Annotated in this window: 13 protein-coding genes; 7 read left to right on the top strand and 6 right to left on the bottom strand. The window is 71.1% G+C overall.

Annotated features, from left to right (window positions below):
* Positions 1-20: 20 nt before the first annotated feature.
* Positions 21-563, bottom strand: coding sequence for a DUF924 family protein (locus tag BM070_RS19810; RefSeq protein WP_092941114.1), 543 nt, complete (start codon positions 561-563; stop codon positions 21-23).
* A 227-nt stretch (positions 564-790) separates the two neighbouring features.
* On the opposite strand from BM070_RS19810, the gene BM070_RS19805 reads away from it, so the two are divergent.
* Positions 791-1,966, top strand: a complete 1,176-nt coding sequence (locus tag BM070_RS19805) for a M20 aminoacylase family protein (RefSeq protein WP_092941168.1) — start codon at positions 791-793, stop codon at positions 1,964-1,966.
* Between the two features lie 4 nt (positions 1,967-1,970).
* Entirely contained in the window at positions 1,971-2,939 is a 969-nt protein-coding gene (locus tag BM070_RS19800; RefSeq protein ID WP_092941112.1) for a Bug family tripartite tricarboxylate transporter substrate binding protein, read from the top strand.
* 218 nt (positions 2,940-3,157) lie between these two features.
* Here BM070_RS19800 and gap read toward each other — a convergent pair whose 3' ends face one another.
* On the bottom strand, positions 3,158-4,159 hold the full coding sequence (gene gap / locus BM070_RS19795; RefSeq protein WP_092941110.1) for a type I glyceraldehyde-3-phosphate dehydrogenase: 1,002 nt from the start codon (positions 4,157-4,159) through the stop codon (positions 3,158-3,160).
* Positions 4,160-4,253: 94 nt separating this feature from the next.
* Positions 4,254-6,347 (bottom strand): transketolase, encoded by a 2,094-nt coding sequence (gene tkt / locus BM070_RS19790; RefSeq protein WP_092941108.1) that lies wholly within the window; start codon positions 6,345-6,347, stop codon positions 4,254-4,256.
* A gap of 125 nt (positions 6,348-6,472) precedes the next feature.
* Between tkt and BM070_RS19785 the strand changes: the two genes are divergently transcribed.
* Positions 6,473-7,270, top strand: coding sequence for a nucleotidyltransferase family protein (locus BM070_RS19785; protein ID WP_092941106.1), 798 nt, complete (start codon positions 6,473-6,475; stop codon positions 7,268-7,270).
* A 111-nt stretch (positions 7,271-7,381) separates the two neighbouring features.
* Positions 7,382-8,779, top strand: coding sequence for an aminopeptidase P N-terminal domain-containing protein (locus BM070_RS19780; protein WP_092941104.1), 1,398 nt, complete (start codon positions 7,382-7,384; stop codon positions 8,777-8,779).
* An 87-nt stretch (positions 8,780-8,866) separates the two neighbouring features.
* Here BM070_RS19780 and BM070_RS19775 read toward each other — a convergent pair whose 3' ends face one another.
* Together BM070_RS19775 and BM070_RS19770 are read right to left on the bottom strand one after the other, a co-directional pair.
* Positions 8,867-9,376: an EF-hand domain-containing protein gene (locus BM070_RS19775; protein WP_092941102.1), complete on the bottom strand. Its 510-nt coding sequence runs from the start codon at positions 9,374-9,376 to the stop codon at positions 8,867-8,869.
* A gap of 72 nt (positions 9,377-9,448) precedes the next feature.
* Positions 9,449-11,827, bottom strand: a complete 2,379-nt coding sequence (locus BM070_RS19770) for a TonB-dependent hemoglobin/transferrin/lactoferrin family receptor (RefSeq protein WP_092941100.1) — start codon at positions 11,825-11,827, stop codon at positions 9,449-9,451.
* Between the two features lie 293 nt (positions 11,828-12,120).
* Here BM070_RS19770 and pyk point away from each other — a divergent pair, with 293 nt between their 5' ends.
* A complete protein-coding gene (gene pyk / locus BM070_RS19765) occupies positions 12,121-13,557 on the top strand; it encodes a pyruvate kinase (protein ID WP_092941098.1) in 1,437 nt (478 codons plus the stop codon).
* A 45-nt stretch (positions 13,558-13,602) separates the two neighbouring features.
* On the opposite strand, the gene BM070_RS19760 is transcribed toward pyk, so the two are convergent.
* Positions 13,603-14,358: a phosphatase PAP2 family protein gene (locus tag BM070_RS19760; protein WP_092941166.1), complete on the bottom strand. Its 756-nt coding sequence runs from the start codon at positions 14,356-14,358 to the stop codon at positions 13,603-13,605.
* Positions 14,359-14,439: 81 nt separating this feature from the next.
* On the opposite strand from BM070_RS19760, the gene BM070_RS19755 reads away from it, so the two are divergent.
* Complete coding sequence (locus tag BM070_RS19755; RefSeq protein WP_092941096.1) at positions 14,440-15,135, top strand: response regulator; 696 nt, start codon at positions 14,440-14,442, stop codon at positions 15,133-15,135.
* A 10-nt stretch (positions 15,136-15,145) separates the two neighbouring features.
* Positions 15,146-16,564, top strand: coding sequence for a histidine kinase dimerization/phospho-acceptor domain-containing protein (locus tag BM070_RS19750; RefSeq protein WP_092941094.1), 1,419 nt, complete (start codon positions 15,146-15,148; stop codon positions 16,562-16,564).
* Positions 16,565-16,644: the final 80 nt, after the last annotated feature.

Here is a 16,644-nt window from a genome sequence, read left to right as displayed (position 1 = left end):
TGGCCTTGCGGATTGGTCGGCTAGAACGAACTGCCCGGCTGCTGCAGGAAGGCGGCTTCTTCGTCCGTCGTCGCCCGGCCCAGCGTGGCGTTGCGGTGCGGAAAGCGGCCGAAGCGCTGCACGATCGCCTGGTGCTGGTGGGCGTAGTCCAGGTTGTTGGCCTGGCCCAGGGCGGTGAAGAGCCGCACCGATTCCTCCTGCATGCGCGCCGATTCGCTGTGCATGAAGGGCATGTAGAGAAAGGCGCGGCGCTCGGGCGCGAGCTGCGCGTCCAGCCCCCGGGCGACGGCCTCCTGCGCCAGCACCAGGGCCATGCCGTCCTGCGCGAAGGCCTCGGGCCGGCCGCGCAGCAGATTGCGCGAGAACTGGTCCAGCACGATCACCTCGGCCAGCCGGCCGGCGGCGTCATGGCGCCAGTCCCAGAGTTCGCCCTGCGCTGCGCGGGCATGCAGCGCGCCGAAGCGTTCGCGGATGGCGGCGTCGAAGGCGTCGTCCTTTTTGAACCATTGGGCGGGCGTGGATTGCTCGAACCAGAAGTGGAGGATGTCGTCGTGTGCGGTCATGGGCGGGAGTATCTCCGGCTGGCGCGCGCACGCGCGTAGGTGATCGGCGCAGCGCAGGGGGATCGGAGAACGCGGTTGCTTATGCGTTTTCCGCGTTTGGCCGTGGCGGGTTGGCTCCCCAGAATGCGCCTTTCGCCGCCGGCGGGAGCGGGAGCATCCGATGCCGCTGCGGGCGGCGCTGCCGGAGTCACCGCCCCTTGCCACGATTGATCGAAAGCTTCGCCGACATGGCCCCCTTCGTGGCCCTGCGGCGCGACCTGCATGCCCACCCTGAGCTGGGTTTCGAAGAACACCGCACCAGCGCCCTGGTGGCCGATCGCCTGCGGGACTGGGGCATCGAGGTGCACACGGGCATCGCCGGCACGGGCGTGGTCGGCGTCATCCGCGGCAGCCAGCCCGGCTCGCGCACCATCGGCCTGCGTGCCGACATGGATGCGCTGCCGCTGGAGGAAGAGAACCACTTCGCCCATCGCTCGCAGCACGCGGGCCGCATGCATGCCTGCGGGCACGACGGCCACACCACCATGCTGCTGGCCGCCGCCTGGCACCTGGCGCGAACGCGGGACTTCGCGGGCACCGTGCATCTGATCTTCCAGCCGGCCGAGGAGATGGGCAAGGCCGGGGCCCGCAGGATGATCGACGAGGGGCTGTTCGAGCGCTTCCCGTGCGATGCGGTCTTCGGCCTGCACAACTTCGCGCTGGAGCACGTGGGCGCCTTCGCGCTCAACCACGGCGCGCTGATGGCGTCGAGCAACACCTTCCGCATCACCCTCACCGGACGCGGCACGCACGCCTCGCTGCCGCACACCGGCATCGACCCGGTGGCGGCCACCATCAACCTGGCGCAGCAGCTGCAGGCGCTGGTGTCGCGGCATGTGGATTCGCGCGAGCGCGCCCTGCTGGCGGTCACGCAGATCCAGGGCTCGGACGCGCCCAACGTCATCCCCGACACGGCCTGGGTGGGCGGCACGGTGCGCACCTTCTCGGTGGCCGCGCTCGACGCCATCGAGGCCGCGCTGCGCACCCTGGCCGAGCACACCGCCCAGGCCCACGGCTGCACGGCCGGCGTGCAGTTCCGCCGCGCATCGCCCCCCGTGGTGAACCACGCGGCCGAGGCCCGCTTCGCCGCCGAGGCCATGCGCGAGATCGCGGGCGACGACCGGGTGGACGAGCAGTTCCCCGCCGTGCTCAGCGCCGAGGACTTCGCCCACATGCTGCAGGCGCGGCCCGGCTGCTACGCCTTCATCGGCAACGGGCCGGGCGACCACCGCCTGCCCGGCCACGGTAGCGGCCCGTGCCTGATCCACAACCGGTCGTACGACTTCAACGACGACATCCTCGCCACCGGCGCCAGCTACTTCGTGCGGCTGGCCGAGCGGTGGCTTCACCCCGACAGGACCTGAGCCCATGTTGCCCATCGCATCTTCCCGACGCCGCCACCTGCTGGCCGCATGCCTGTGGCTGGGCCTGGCCGGCGCCGCGCAGGCCGAACGCGTGATCCGCATCGTCGTGCCCTTCGGCCCCGGCGCCACGCAGGACACGGTGGCCCGCACCTTCAGCAACGAGCTGGGCCAGGCGCTGGGCGCCACCGTCGTGGTGGACAACCGCGCCGGCGCGGGCGGCACGCTGGGCACGGCGCAGGTCGCCAAGGCCGCGCCCGACGGCAACACCCTGGTGCTCGCCGCCGCGAGCCACCACCTGGCGAGCCACCTCTATGCCAAGCTGCCCTACGACCCGCTCAAGGACTTCGTCGGCGTGTCGTTCCTGGGCCGCACGGGCTACGTCGTGGGCGTGCCCGCGTCCTCGGGCATCACCTCCATCGCGGACCTGATCGCCAAGGCGAAGGCGCAGCCCGGCGTGCTCAACTACGCGTCGGCGGGCAACGGCAGCGCGTCGCACCTGGCGACGGCCTCGCTGGCGGCGCGCGCGGGCATCCAGCTGCAGCACATTCCGTTCAAGTCCACGGGCGACGCCACGACCGAGCTGCTGGCCGGCCGCGTGCAGGTGGTCACCGGCGCCACCATCGGCATGATCGCCTTCCGCAACGATCCGCGCGTCCGGCTGCTGGCCTATTCCGGCACGGCGCGCTCGCGCTTCCTGCCCGAGCTGCCCACGGTGGCCGAGTCCGGCCTGCCGGGCTATGCCTTCGATTCCTGGCTGGGGCTGCTGGCACCGGCCGGCACCCCTGCGGCCGAGGTGGAGCGCCTCAACGCCGCCGTGCGCAAGGTGCTCGCCGACCCGGTGGTGCAGGAGCGGCTGGCGCGCGTGGGCGTCGAGGCCGGCACCCTGCCCGCTGCCGATTTCCAGGCGCTGCTGCGGGCCGACGACGTGGCTGCGGGCGCGCTGGTGAAGGCGGCCGGCGTGCGCATCGACTGAGGAATTGCTCCTGTTTTCATAGTTGCCTGCGCAGCTGGGGCGCGGGCTGAAGGCCTTAAAAGCTTCAAGCCCTGATACGGGTTTGCGGTGGCGCAGCGCCACCCTCAGCGCCGGTGCCAAGAAAAAAAGCCCGGGGCCGTGACGGCCTCGGGCTTTTCTGCATGGCGCTGCGCTGCATCCCGGCAGAGGCCGGGATGCAGCGCGGGCTGGTGGCCGGCTTACTTGCCAGCGATCACGCGCACCATTTCCAGGCACTTGTTGGAGTAGCCCCATTCGTTGTCGTACCAGGACACGAGCTTGACGAAGGTCTTGTCCAGGGCGATGCCGGCGTCGGCGTCGAAGATGGAGGTGCGGGTGTCGCCGCGGAAGTCGGTGGCGACGACCTTGTCTTCCGTGTAGCCCAGCACGCCCTTCAGCGCGCCTTCGGACTGGGCCTTCATCTCGGCCTTGATCTCTTCGTAGGTGGCTTCCGAGTTCAGTTCCACCGTCAGGTCCACCACCGACACGTCGGAGGTGGGCACGCGGAAGGACATGCCGGTCAGCTTCTTGTTGAGTTCGGGAATCACCACGCCCACGGCCTTGGCAGCGCCCGTGCTGGAGGGAATGATGTTTTCCAGGATGCCGCGGCCGCCGCGCCAGTCCTTGTTGGAGGGGCCGTCCACCGTCTTCTGCGTGGCGGTGGCAGCGTGCACCGTGGTCATCAGGCCGCGCTTGATGCCCCACTTGTCGTTCAGCACCTTGGCCAGCGGGGCCAGGCAGTTGGTGGTGCAGGAAGCGTTGGAGATGATGGCCTGGCCGGCGTAGGTCTGGTGGTTCACGCCATAGACGAACATGGGCGTGTCGTCCTTGGACGGGGCCGACAGCAGCACCTTCTTGGCGCCGGCGTCGATGTGCTTCTGCGCGGTGGTCTTGTCCAGGAAGAGGCCGGTGGATTCGATCACGATGTCGGCGCCGACTTCGTTCCACTTCAGGTTGGCGGGGTCGCGTTCCTGCGTGAGGCGGATCTTCTTGCCGTTGACGACCAGGGTGTTGCCTTCGACGGAGACCTGGCCGTCGAAGCGGCCGTGCACCGAGTCGTACTGCAGCATGTAAGCCAGGTAGTCGGGCTCCAGCAGGTCGTTGATGGCAACGACTTCGATGTCGCTGAAGTTCTGCACGGCCGAGCGCAGCACGTTGCGGCCGATGCGGCCGAAGCCGTTGATACCGATCTTGATCGTCATGGTTTGTCTCTCCAAAGTTGCAAAGTTGAAAACTCGGAACCGCCACCACGACACGCCCGCCCGCTGCGGGCCGGCGCGACGGGCGGGGGATGGATCAGTGCGCCTTCTTCTTGGCGGCGGGCTGCTTCTTCAGGCGGGCGGCGCCGATGGCCACGCGCACGGTGTCGGCCACGTTCTCGGGCGTGAAGCCGAAGTGCTTGAACAGCACCGGCGCCGGGGCCGATTCGCCGAAGGTGTCGATGCCGACCACGGCGGCGACGCCGTACTTCCACCAGCCGTCGGTGGAGCCCATCTCGACGGCGATGCGCGGCACGCCGGCCGGCAGCACGCTGGCCTTGTACTTGGCGTCTTCGCGGTCGAAGGTGGTGGTGCTGGGCATGGAGACCACGCGCACGGCGATCTTCATCGTGGCCAGCAGCTTCTGTGCGGCCAGCGCCAGCTGCACTTCGGAGCCGGTGGCGATGATCACCGCCTGGGCCTTCTTCTTGATGCCTGCGTCGGCCGGTTCGCTCAGCACGTAGGCGCCGCGCGAGATGTCGCCCAGGTCGCGCTTGGGCGCGTAGGGCAGGTTCTGGCGCGACAGCAGCAGCGCGGTGGGCTTGTCGCGGTTGGACAGGGCCACGCTCCAGGCCACGGCGGTCTCGGCCGTGTCGCCCGGGCGCCAGACGTCCAGGTTCGGGATCAGGCGCAGGCTGGCGGCGTGCTCGATCGACTGGTGCGTGGGGCCGTCTTCGCCCAGGCCGATGGAGTCGTGCGTGAACACGTGCACCACGCGCAGCTTCATCAGCGCGGCCATGCGGATGGCGTTGCGGCTGTAGTCGCTGAAGGTGAGGAAGGTGCCGCCGTAGGGGATGAAGCCGCCGTGCAGGGCGATGCCGTTCATGATCGCGGCCATGCCGAATTCGCGCACGCCGTAGTTGATGTGGCGGCCACCCACCTTGACGGTGTCGGCGCCCACGGCCACTTCGGTCTGCACCACGCGGCCAGCTTCGTCGATGCGCAGCGCGGGCGTGCTCTTGGTGTTGGTGAGGTTCGAGCCGGTCAGGTCGGCCGAGCCGCCCAGCAGTTCGGGCAGCTTTGCGGTGAACGATTCCAGCGCCAGCTGGCTGGCCTTGCGGCTGGCCACGGTCTCGGCCTTGGTGTGCGCTCCCACCACGGTATCGACGGCGGTCTGCGCGAAGTGCTTGGGCAGGTCGCCCGCCATGCGGCGGGTGAATTCGGCGGCCAGCTCGGGGAAGGCGGCGGAATAGGCGGCGAAGCGCTCGTTCCAGGCGGCTTCGGCGGCGGTGCCGGCGGCCTTGGCGTCCCAGTCGGCATAGACCTCGGCGGGGATCTCGAACGGTGCGCTGCTCCAGCCGATGGCGTTGCGCGTCAGCGTGATCTCGTCGGGGCCCAGCGGTTCGCCGTGGGCCTTGGAGGTGCCGGCACGGTTGGGCGAGCCCTTGCCGATGGCCGTCTTGCAGACGATCAGCGTGGGCTTGTCGGTGCTGGTCTTGGCCTGGCGGATGGCGGCGTCCACGGCGTCGGCGTCATGGCCGTCCACCGGGCCCAGCACGTTCCAGCCGCAGGCGCGCAGGCGGGCGGGGGTGTCGTCGATGAACCAGGGGGCGACCTGGCCGTCGATGGAGATGCCGTTGTCGTCGTAGAGCGCGATGAGCTTGTTCAGCTTCCAGGCGCCGGCCAGCGAGATCGCTTCCTGGCTGATGCCTTCCATCAGGCAGCCGTCGCCCAGGAACACGAAGGTGTTGTGGTCCACGATGGCATGGCCTTCGCGGTTGAATTCGGTCGCCAGCAGCTTCTCGGCCAGCGCGAAGCCCACGGCGTTGGTGATGCCCTGGCCGAGCGGGCCGGTCGTCGTTTCCACGCCGGGCGTGATGCCGTATTCGGGGTGGCCGGCCGTCTTGCTGTGCAGCTGGCGGAAGTTCTTCAGCTCTTCGATCGGCAGCGGGTAGCCGGTCAGGTGCAGCAGCGAATACAGCAGCATGGAGCCGTGGCCGTTGGACAGCACGAAGCGGTCGCGGTCGGCCCACTGCGGGTTGGCCGGGTTGTGCTTGAGGTTGCGTCCCCAGAGCGCCACGGCCATGTCGGCCATGCCCATCGGGGCGCCGGGATGGCCGGAATTGGCCTGTTGAACTGCATCCATTGCGAGTGCGCGGATCGCATTCGCCATCTGTTGAGAATTGGCCATCGAGGGCGGCTCCGGAAGGGCTGTGGGAGGAAACCGCGCATTTTACCGGCGCCCTTCGCCCCCTGCCCGGGCGGGCCGCCGCCGGCAGGCCCGCAAGGGCCTCGCCCTGCACTACAGTGCGGCGCATGTCCGACCTGCCCATCCCCGCCGATCACGCCGCCCCGACCCGTCCGCTGCCCGCGCAGCCCTCCGCCATGCTGCTGGCCGCCGGCCGCGGCGAGCGCATGCGCCCGCTGACCGATGCCACGCCCAAGCCGCTGCTGGCCGTGCAGGGCCGGCCGCTGCTGGAATGGCATCTGCGCGCCCTGGCGGCGGCCGGCGTGCCGCGCGCGGTCATCAACACCGCCTGGCTGGGCGGGCAGATCGGCGATGCCTTCGGCAGCGAATTCGGGCTGCAGCCCGCATCCGATGGGCGCAGTGCGCTATCGATTTCATACTCCCACGAAGGCCGCGACTTCGGCGGCGCACTGGAGACCGCCGGCGGCATCGCCCGCGCGCTGCCGCAGCTGGGGCCGGTGTTCTGGCTGGCGGCGGGCGACGTGTTCGCGCCCGACTTCGTCTTCGCGCCCGAGGCCGCGGCCCGCTTCGCCGCCAGCGACGCGCTGGCCCACCTGTGGCTGGTGCCCAACCCGGCGCACCACCCGCGCGGCGACTTCGGCCTAGCGCCCGACGGCCGCCTGCTCAACCTGCCGGCAGATCACCCCGGCCCGCGCCACACCTACAGCACCATCGCCCTGCTGCGCGCCGAACTCTTCGCCGCGCCCTGGTGCGACATCGCGCCCGGCAACCCGCAGGGCCAGCCCGCGCCGCTCGCGCCCCTGCTGCGCCGCGCCATGGATGCGGGCCGCGTCACCGGCGCGCTCTACACCGGCCGCTGGACCGACGTGGGCACGCCCGAGCGGCTGGCCGAGCTCAATCGCTGAAGGCCTGCGCGGGGGGCGGGCGCGGGCAGATCCATCGCCCGCGATTGCAGCGAAATGTAAAGTGGCCGCCGCGGCGCCAGGCGGGCCTTTCGTTCGATCCAAAATGCGCGGATGACCCCCCTGCCGAACACCGCGCTCTACGCCCAGCGCCGCGCCCGCCTCGCCTCGCAGCTGGGCGAAGGCGGCATCGCCATCGTCCCCACGGCCAAGGAAAGCGCGCGCAACCGCGACAGCGACTTCCTCTACCGACACGACAGTTACTTCTATTACTTGACCGGCTTCACCGAGCCCGGCGCCTGCCTGGTGCTGGCCGCGGACGGCACCAGCACGCTGTTCTGCCAGCCCAAGGATCTGGAGCGCGAGATCTGGGACGGCTACCGCCTGGGCCCCGAGGCCGCCATCGCCGCCCTGGGCGTGGATGCCGCGCACTCGTCGGCCACGCTGGAATCGCAGCTGCCGCGCCTGCTGGAAAACCGCAGCCGCGTCTGGTTCCCCTTCGCCACGCATGAGGGCCTGGCCGCCCGCGTGGAAGGCTGGCTCGGCAAGGTGCGGGCGCGGGTGCGCTTCGGCGCGCTCTGCCCGGCCGAGCAGGGCGATCTCTGCACGCTGCTGGACGAGATGCGGCTGGTGAAGGATGCCTACGAGCAGGACGTGATGCGCCGCGCCGCCGCCATCAGCGCCCAGGCCCACATCCGCGCCATGCAGTGCAGCGCCCGCATGCTGCGCGCCGGCGAGGACGTGCGCGAATACCACCTCGACGCCGAGCTGCTGCACGAATTCCGCCGCCAGGGCTCGCAGGCCGTGGCGTACAACTCCATCGTCGCGGCCGGCGCCAATGCCTGCGTGCTGCACTACCGCGCCGACGCCGCCCCGGTGCGCGCCGGCGAGCTGGTGCTGATCGACGCGGGCTGCGAGCTCGACGGCTACGCCAGCGACATCACCCGCACCTTCCCGGCCGATGGCCGCTTCACCGGCCCGCAGCGCGCGCTCTACGACCTGGTGCTGGCCAGCCAGGAAGCGGCCGTGGCCGCCACCCGGGCCGGCGCCCGCTTCAACGACCCGCACGACGCCACCGTGGCCGTGCTGTCGCAGGGCCTGCTGGACCTGGGCCTGCTCGACGGGAACAAGGTCGGCACGGTGCAGGACGTGATCGAAAAACGGGCCTATTTCCAGTTCTACATGCACCGCACCGGCCACTGGCTGGGCATGGACGTGCACGACTGCGGCAGCTACGTGGAGCCCACCGAGATCGGCCAGACCAGCCAGCGGCGCGACCCGCTCTCGGGCGAGGCCATCACCAACCGGCCCAGCCGCATCCTGCACCCGGGCATGGTGCTGACCATCGAGCCCGGCCTCTACGTGCGCCCCGCGCCCGGCGTGCCCGAGGCCTTCCACCACATCGGCATCCGCATCGAGGACGACGCCATCGTCACCGACGGCGGCTGCGAGCTGATCACCCGGGGCGTGCCCGTGCGCGCCGACGAGATCGAAGCGCTGATGCGCGGCTGACGCGGGCCCCAAGCCGCGCATCGGGCCGCCGCACGTCCCGTGCGCCATCGAGCCGGCCGTGCGCCGGGCGCGGCGAGCCGGGTGGGCTCACGGCTTCTTCGCGTCGGCCGCGTCCACCACGCCGTCGCCATTGGTGTCCGCGCTCCGGAAGGTCCGGTCGGCGATGGCCTGCTCTTCGTCCAGGGTCAGGCGGCCGTCCTTGTTCGTGTCCAGGATGCCGAAGCGCACGTGCGCCTGCCGCAGGGAGCGGGCATAGGCGTCGTCGGGCAGGCGCTTCTGGTCGGCATATTGCTGCTGGAGGCGGCCCTGGAACTCGGCCACGTATTCGGTCTCGCTCAGCCAGCCGTCGCGGTTGGTGTCGGCCGCCGTGTAGCGCTGCTGGCGCACCGCGTCGTATTCGGCGCGGTGCGCCCGGCCGTCGTTGTTGGCGTCGTATCCACTGATGAAGGCGGCATGGCCGTGGCCGCCCGCGGGACGGGCGGGGCCCGTGCCTTCGGTCGTGGAGGGGGCGGCGGCGCATGCGGCGAGCAGCGCGGCCGCGCCCGCGATGGCGGCCAGACGGAACGGACGGGCCGGCAGGGAGTGGTGATGCGTCATGGAAGTGGTCCTTGCGGTCGGGGTGGGGTGGAGAAAGAGGCGCGCGACCCCTGGGAGATCGTGAACACGTTCTCAGAAAGCGACTGACATCGACACCGCCACGGTGCGGCCGGCGTTCGTCAGCAGCTCGATGTCGCGCCGGTCGCGGGCCAGCGCGGGCTGCAGGCTGCGGGCGCTCGCGTAGTCCCAGTAGCGCTTGTCGCCCAGGTTGTAGATGCCGGCCTGCAGGCGCACGCCCGGGCGGATCTGCCAGTACCCGCTCAGGTCGAACGTGGCGTAGCCGGGCACGCGGAAGAGTTCGGTGGTGGCGTCCGTCAGCGTGGCGCCCGGGTTGTTGGTGAAGCTGTCGCGGTTGGTGGCCGCAGCCTGCTTGCCGGCCACGAAGGTGCCGGTGAGGTTCATGCCCCAGCGGCGCATGGGCGCGTCGTAGCCCACGCCGAGGATGGCCTTGCGCGGCAGCACGGAGTCGAGGTCCACCTTGCGGTCGCCCGCGTAGTTCGACCGGGACGTGCCCCGGCTCAGGCCCAGTGCCCAGGTCGTGTACAGGCCCTGGGCGGCGGGGCTCCACTGGCCGTGCTCCAGCCGGGCGCTGAGTTCGAAGCCGTAGATCGTGGCCTCGTCGCGGTTCTCGGCCTGGTAGATGGTGCCGATGTGGGCCGGCACGTTGGTGAACAGGCTCGGCGCGCTGGCGCGCGTGTAGCGCGTGTAGGCGATGAAGTCGCTGTAGCGGGTATAGAACAGCGCGCTGTGCAGCGCCACGCCGGGTGCGGGATGGCCGGTCACGCCGACTTCGAAGGCATTGCTCTTCTCCTCCTTCAGGTCGCGGTTGCCGACCAGGGCGTACTGGTTGCCCGCGGCGTAGTTGCTCGCCATGTTCCAGGAGCCGAAGATCTCGCCGGGCGATGGCGCGCGGCCCCCGCGCCTGTACTGCGCGTAGCTGCGCAGGCGCGGCGCGACGTCGTAGGTGACGGCCAGGCCGGGGCTGACGATGGTGGTGGCCGGAGGGCTGCCGTAGAGCCGCTGCACGTCCTGCTCGGTGAGCACGCCGCCGACGAAGTTGGAGAGGTCGCGCGTCCTGATCCTCACGCGGTCCACGCGCAGGGCGGGGATCACGGCCAGCCGCTTGCCGCCGGCGTCGGCAACGATCTCGTCCTGCACGAAGGCGCCCACGCGATCCGTGGTGGTGTCGGGCTGGGGCTTCATGTATGGCTGCGGATAGCCGACGCTCCACGGGCGGTCCACGTCCTGCGTGGAGGCGTTGGCGCCGAAGCTCAGCGCGTGGCGCCCGATGCGCTTGCCGGCCGTGGTGGACAGGCCCCAGGTGCGCGTCAGGTTCTCGGACAGGTTGCGCCCGGTGACGCCGGAGGCCAGCGTGGTGGTGTCGGTCACGTCCCGGGTGGCCGTGTCCTGGTGGAACAGGCGCGTGTCCGCCTGGTCGATCCAGGCATTGCGCGGCGTCCACTGGTGCGTGAGCTGCAGCGTGTTGCGCTCGGTGTCGCTCGCCTGGCGCGATGCCTCGGTGAGGGCCGTGCCGGCGTTGTTCCATCCCTCGAAGACGGTGTGGTTCTTGCGGCGGTACAGGTCGGCCGACAGTTCCAGGCGGTGGGCGCCGTCCACGCGCAGGCCGCCCTTGAGCAGCAGCGCGTCGGAGTGCCAGTCGTCGGGATAGCTGTCCACGGTGGGGCTGTGGTTGCGGCGGGCGTGGCCGTCGCGGCGGGAGTAGGCGACGAGCCCGTCGGCATCGCCGCTGCGCAGCGCTCCGGTGAAGCTCTCGTTCCAGGACCGGTCTGCCGAGTCGTAGCCGATCCTCGCGCCCAGGTACGAGGGCTTGTCGTCGCGCAGATAGTCGCTGGCTGCCTTGGTGCGGAAGCTCACCGCGCCGCCGATGCCGCCGGCCGTGCGCCGTGCCGGCGTGGTGCCCGACAGGATCTGGGCGGACGAGAACATCTCCGGATCGATGAAGTCGCGCCCGGCACCGAAGGTGTTGACGCCGGCGCGGCTCACGTAGGGGCGCGTGGTGGCATCGGGCATCTCCACGCCGTCCACGTCCAGGCCGACGCGGTTGCCCTCGATGCCGCGGATGTTGTAGCCCGTGGTGCCGGACCGGTCGAAGCTGCTGCGGTTGCGGCTGGTGCCGGCCACCGTGCCCGGCGCGGCCACCAGGGGCTGGTTGCGCACGATGTCCTTCATGCTGTTCGCGCTTTCCAGCGCATCGCCGCTGATCGTGGTGACAGTGCCGGGCTGGCGATCGGCCTCTTCCACCACGTCCACCTGCTGGAGCTGCGCGCCCTGCATGGCGGCAGCCGGGCCGGTGGCGGGCGCCTGGGCCCACGAGGGGGCGGCCAGCGCGGCGAGACAGGCGGCCCATGCGGCGGGACGCAGGGCCAGTGAACGGGGGAGGGGGGTGGCGGGCCGAGTTGCGGCGGGCCGGGTGGGCAGACGGTGAGCCATGGACGTGTCGGAAAGGGTTGTCTGCTGGATACCCCTTGCACTGCGATGGCGCGTCGGCCCGGTCGGCGGTGCCTTGCCGGGTGGTTCTCTGGCTCACGCGTTCATTGTTTCACCAATGAGAATAATTCTCACAAATATGCTGGCAAAGCGTGAGGAAATCAGACTGGTGCGGCACCCGGGCCGGCTGCGCAATACCGCATGAAACCACCATGTAACCGGGGTCGTGCCAGAATTGAAACGCGGTTACAAGACCGCGTTCCATGCCATCCCCATAAAGAAAGAGAGACAAACGCATGCAGATCCGCCGCGCCACCAAGATCGTCGCCACCCTGGGCCCCGCTTCGAGCGACCCGCAGCTGCTGGAGCGCATGATCCGCGCCGGCGTCAACGTGGTGCGGCTGAACTTCAGCCACGGCAGGGCGCAGGACCACATCGACCGCGCCGCCGCCGTGCGCGAGGCCGCGCAGCGCGCCGGCCGCGAGGTGGCCATCATGGCCGACCTGCAGGGCCCCAAGATCCGCGTCGGCAAGTTCGCCGAAGGCCGCGTGATGCTGCAGGCCGGCCAGCCCTTCGTGCTGGACGCCTCGCGCACCGAGCCGGGCGACCTGAACGGCGTGGGCCTCGACTACAAGGAACTGCCGCGCGACGTGAAGGCCGGCGACGTGCTGCTGCTCAACGACGGGCTGATCGTGCTGGTCGTCGATGCGGTGCGCGGCGAGGCCGTGCACACCACGGTGAAGATCGGCGGCGAGCTCTCCAACAACAAGGGCATCAACAAGCAGGGCGGCGGCCTGACCGCGCCCGCGCTCACGGCCAAGGACATGGAGGACATCAAGACCGCCATGAGCTTCCAGGCCGACTACGTGGCCGTGAGCTTTCCCAAGAACGCCACCGACATGGAAATGGCGCGCCAGCTGTGCAACGTGGCGGCGGCCGAATACCGCCACCGCCCGGGCCTGATCGCCAAGATCGAGCGCGCCGAGGCCGTGCCGCTGCTCGAAGAGATCCTGCGCGTGTCCGACGGCATCATGGTGGCGCGCGGCGACCTGGCCGTGGAGGTGGGCAACGCCGCCGTGCCTGCGCTGCAGAAGAAGATGATCCGCATGGCGCGCGACATGGACCGGGTCGTCATCACCGCCACGCAGATGATGGAGAGCATGATCACCAACGCCGTGCCCACCCGCGCCGAGGTGAGCGACGTGGCCAACGCCGTGCTCGACGGCACCGACGCCGTGATGCTCAGCGCCGAGACCGCCGCCGGCCGCTATCCGCTGGAGACGGTGGAGGAGATGGCCAAGATCTGCGCCGCCGCCGAGGCCGCCGAAGACCCCGAGCGCGATTCCGACTTCATCGGCCAGACGCTGGGCCGCATCGACCAGTCCATCGCCATGGGCGCGCTGTTCACCGCCCACCACCTGGGCGCCAAGGCGCTGGTGGCGCTGACCGACAGCGGCTCCACCGCGCTCTGGATGAGCCGCCACCGCATCCACATCCCGATCTACGCGCTGACCCCCAAGGTGGCCACGCAGCGCAAGATGGCCATGTACCGCAACGTGCGCCCGCTGCTGATGGACACCAGCGCCGACCGCGACACCGCGCTGGAGCAGGCCGAAGGCCACCTCAAGACCCGCAACATCGTGCAGCAGGGCGACCTCTACGTCATCACCTGCGGCGAACCCATGGGGGCGCCGGGCGGCACCAACATGCTCAAGATCTGCCGGGCGAACTGAGCGCGGGGCGCGGCGGCGCCGCCGGGGCGAAAGGCGTTCAGGCGCTCAGGCGGCCGGCGTGACGGCGCCTGCCGGCCGCGGCGCCGCGAAGAAGCGCTGGCGCACCGCATCCACGGCCCAGACCGTGGTCCAGCACAGCCAGGCGGTCCAGAGGTTGTGGCTCATGAAATGCGCGCCGCGCACCTGCTGCACCCAGCCCAGCGCGAAGCCGGCCGCCAGGGCCGCCACCAGGCAGATGCGCGCCAGCCGCGGTGCGTCGTCGCGCCAGGCGAAGTAGAGCGCCAGGAAGCCGAAGCCGGCGGACGCATGGCCGCCGGGAAAGCAGTGGCCGCTGCCGCCGTCGGTCACGCCCCAGCGCCAGTGCGACACGTAGCGCGCCACGCCGCCGAACTCGGCCAGGTCCCATGGGCAGCTGGTGTGGTTCAGCCGCTTGGCGATCGACACCACCGCGAGCGACAGCAGCAGCGCCACGGCCAGGGCCACGCGGCGCTCCAGGTCGATGCGGCGCAGCGGCCCCCAGGGCAGCCAGACCCCTACGATCAGCGCCGTGGCGATGACCCAGCCCAGCAGCCGCGCGTCGTCGTGCAGCAGGCGCGAGTACAGCCAGGCATCGCGCAGCGGAAAGCCGTTGGCGTTGCCGAACCAGCGCGCGAGCGCGAGGTCCAGGCCAGTCGAATCCCAGAGCGCGAGCAGCGCGGCCCCCACCACGATGGCCAGCAGCGCGCCGTCGATGCGCGGAAGGCGTGGGAAACGCGAGCGCAGCGTCGGGGCGGCAAGGGGCGGCGGCGGGGCGGGGGGCATCATGGCCGCGCACCATAGCCCGGCCGGCTTAACGGCTTCTTATGGCCCGGGCCGGCCGGCATTCGCAAGCACAATCGCCGCATGCGAATCCTCGTGGTCGAAGACGATGCCGGCATTGCCGCCGGCCTGAGCGCCACGCTCCAGCAGCGTGGCTATGCGGTGGATGTGTGCGACCGCCTCGCGGGCGCCTGGAGCGCGCTGTGCGCGGAATCCTTCTCCGCCGTGCTGCTGGACCTGGGCCTGCCCGACGGCGACGGGGGCGAGCTGCTGCAGCGCCTGCGCGCCAGCGCGCAGGGCGGCGCGACGAGCATCGCCACGCTGCCCGACCCGGCCACGCCGGTGCTGATCCTCACCGCGCGCGACCAGGTGCACCAGCGCATCGCCGGGCTGGACCTGGGCGCCGACGACTACCTGGTCAAGCCCTTCGACGTCGATGAACTGGAAGCCCGGCTGCGAGCCCTGCTGCGCCGCTCGGCCGGCCGCGCCGCGCCCACGCTGTGCCACGGCGACCTGGAGGTGGACCCGGCCGCGCGCACCGTGCGCCGCGCCGGCCAGCTGGTGGAGATGTCGCCGCGCGAATTCTCGGTGCTGCTGGTGCTGCTGGAGTCGCGCGGGCGGGTGCTCTCGCGCCAGCAGATCGAAGAGCGCCTCTACAACTGGCAGACCGTGGTGGAGAGCAACGCCGTCGAGGTCCACATCCACCACCTGCGCCGCAAGCTGGGCAACGAGCGCATCGTGACCATGCGCGGCGTGGGCTACTTCATCCCCGCGGAGTGAGGAGCGCCCCGTGACCGCCGCGTCCTCCCCCGAGCCCGCCGCCGCCCGCCAGCCCGCCGCGGCGGCCCGGCGCCAGCCCTCGCTGACCTGGCGGCTGCTGTGCGGCACGCTGGGCGCGCTGGTCGTGGTCTGGGCCAGCTTCGTCGCCATGGCCTACCAGACCGGCGTGCAGGAGGCCGACGAGCTGACCGACGGCCACCTGGCCAGCGTGGCGGCGCTGCTGCTCAACCTGGAGCCCGGCGCCGCCGTGGATGCCGCGCGCACCACCCAGCGCACCCGGCTGCCGCGGCTGAAGGCGCACGACTACCAGCAGTCCCTGAGCGTGGCGATGTGGGATGCCGAAGGCCGGCTGCTCACGCGCACCGGCGCCGTGCCCCTGCCGCCCTTCGGCACGCCGCTGGGCTTTTCCGAATTCAGGCCCGAGGGCGAGAGCCGCACCTGGCGCGGCTTCGCGCAGTGGAGCCAGGCGGGCGACCGCAAGGTCATGGTGCTGCTCGAAGTCCAGGAGCGCGATGCGCTGGCCCAGGATATCGCCGGGCAGATGGTGCTGCCCGGGCTCTGGCTGCTGCCCGTGGTGGCGCTGGTGCTGGGCCTGGCCGTGCGCAGCGGCCTGCGCCCGCTCTACACCCTGTCGGACGACGTGGCCGCGCTCGACGTGTCGGGCGCGCAGCGGCTCGCCGCCCGCGTGCCGCTGCGCGAATTCGCGCCGGTGGTCGCCTCCATCAACACCCTGCTGGACCGGCAGCAGGTGCTGCTGGCGCGCGAGCGCCGGCTGGCCAACGAGGTGGCGCACGAGCTGCGCACGCCGTTGTCGTCCATCGTGCTGCATGCCGACGCCCTGGCGCGGGGGCTGCCGGCCGACCAGCAGACGGCGGCGCTGGACAGCATCGGCAAGCAGGCGCTGCGCGCCGGCCACGTGCTGAACCAGCTGCTGGCGCTGGCGCGCACCAGCCGCATCCGCCTGCAGGAGGTGGCCGCGCCGGTGGACCTGGCCGCGCTGGCGCGCAGCGTGGGCGCCGACTACGCGCAGGCGGCGTGGGAGCATGGCGGCAGCATCGCCATCGCGATCGATGCGCCGGTGCAGGTGCAGGGCAACGCCGTGCTGCTGGAACTGGCCTTGCGCAACCTGATCGAGAACGCGCTGCGCCACACGCCCGCCGGCACCCGCATCGAGGTGCAGGCCGGCCCGGCCACGGGCGCCGAGGGGCAGGGCGGCAGCGCCGCCTGGCTGCAGGTCTGCGACGACGGGGCCCGGGCGGGCGCCGCGCCCTGCGCCGGCGCGGTGGACAGCCTGCACCTGGGCCACGAGATCGTGGCCCGCGTGGCCCGCGTCCATGGCGGGCGGTTCGGGCCCGCTCCGGCGCCCGCGCCCTTCACCACCTGCTATCGCCTCGCTTTCGGCGTTTCGGCCGACACGGCGGGGCAGTAAAATCGACGGTTACCAAGCGGTTACAGGTGCCGTGCGGCCATACTGCACAGGCTCCCAGAGCCCTTCCTTCCTACCCACTC

This window comes from Paracidovorax wautersii, from assembly GCF_900113035.1.
In the GTDB taxonomy this organism is placed as follows: domain Bacteria; phylum Pseudomonadota; class Gammaproteobacteria; order Burkholderiales; family Burkholderiaceae_C; genus Paracidovorax; species Paracidovorax wautersii.
This window is presented reverse-complemented; position numbering and strand designations above follow the sequence as displayed.

Excerpts from the sequence above, each read along its gene's own strand:
- BM070_RS19810 (WP_092941114.1), bottom strand. The coding sequence starts at position 563 with ATGACCGCACACGACGACATCCTCCACTTCTGGTTCGAGCAATCCACG.
- BM070_RS19805 (WP_092941168.1), top strand. The coding sequence starts at position 791 with ATGGCCCCCTTCGTGGCCCTGCGGCGCGACCTGCATGCCCACCCTGAG.
- BM070_RS19800 (WP_092941112.1), top strand. The coding sequence starts at position 1,971 with ATGTTGCCCATCGCATCTTCCCGACGCCGCCACCTGCTGGCCGCATGC.
- gap (WP_092941110.1), bottom strand. The coding sequence starts at position 4,159 with ATGACGATCAAGATCGGTATCAACGGCTTCGGCCGCATCGGCCGCAAC.
- tkt (WP_092941108.1), bottom strand. The coding sequence starts at position 6,347 with ATGGCCAATTCTCAACAGATGGCGAATGCGATCCGCGCACTCGCAATG.
- BM070_RS19785 (WP_092941106.1), top strand. The coding sequence starts at position 6,473 with ATGTCCGACCTGCCCATCCCCGCCGATCACGCCGCCCCGACCCGTCCG.
- BM070_RS19780 (WP_092941104.1), top strand. The coding sequence starts at position 7,382 with ATGACCCCCCTGCCGAACACCGCGCTCTACGCCCAGCGCCGCGCCCGC.
- BM070_RS19775 (WP_092941102.1), bottom strand. The coding sequence starts at position 9,376 with ATGACGCATCACCACTCCCTGCCGGCCCGTCCGTTCCGTCTGGCCGCC.
- BM070_RS19770 (WP_092941100.1), bottom strand. The coding sequence starts at position 11,827 with ATGGCTCACCGTCTGCCCACCCGGCCCGCCGCAACTCGGCCCGCCACC.
- pyk (WP_092941098.1), top strand. The coding sequence starts at position 12,121 with ATGCAGATCCGCCGCGCCACCAAGATCGTCGCCACCCTGGGCCCCGCT.
- BM070_RS19760 (WP_092941166.1), bottom strand. The coding sequence starts at position 14,358 with ATGCCCCCCGCCCCGCCGCCGCCCCTTGCCGCCCCGACGCTGCGCTCG.
- BM070_RS19755 (WP_092941096.1), top strand. The coding sequence starts at position 14,440 with ATGCGAATCCTCGTGGTCGAAGACGATGCCGGCATTGCCGCCGGCCTG.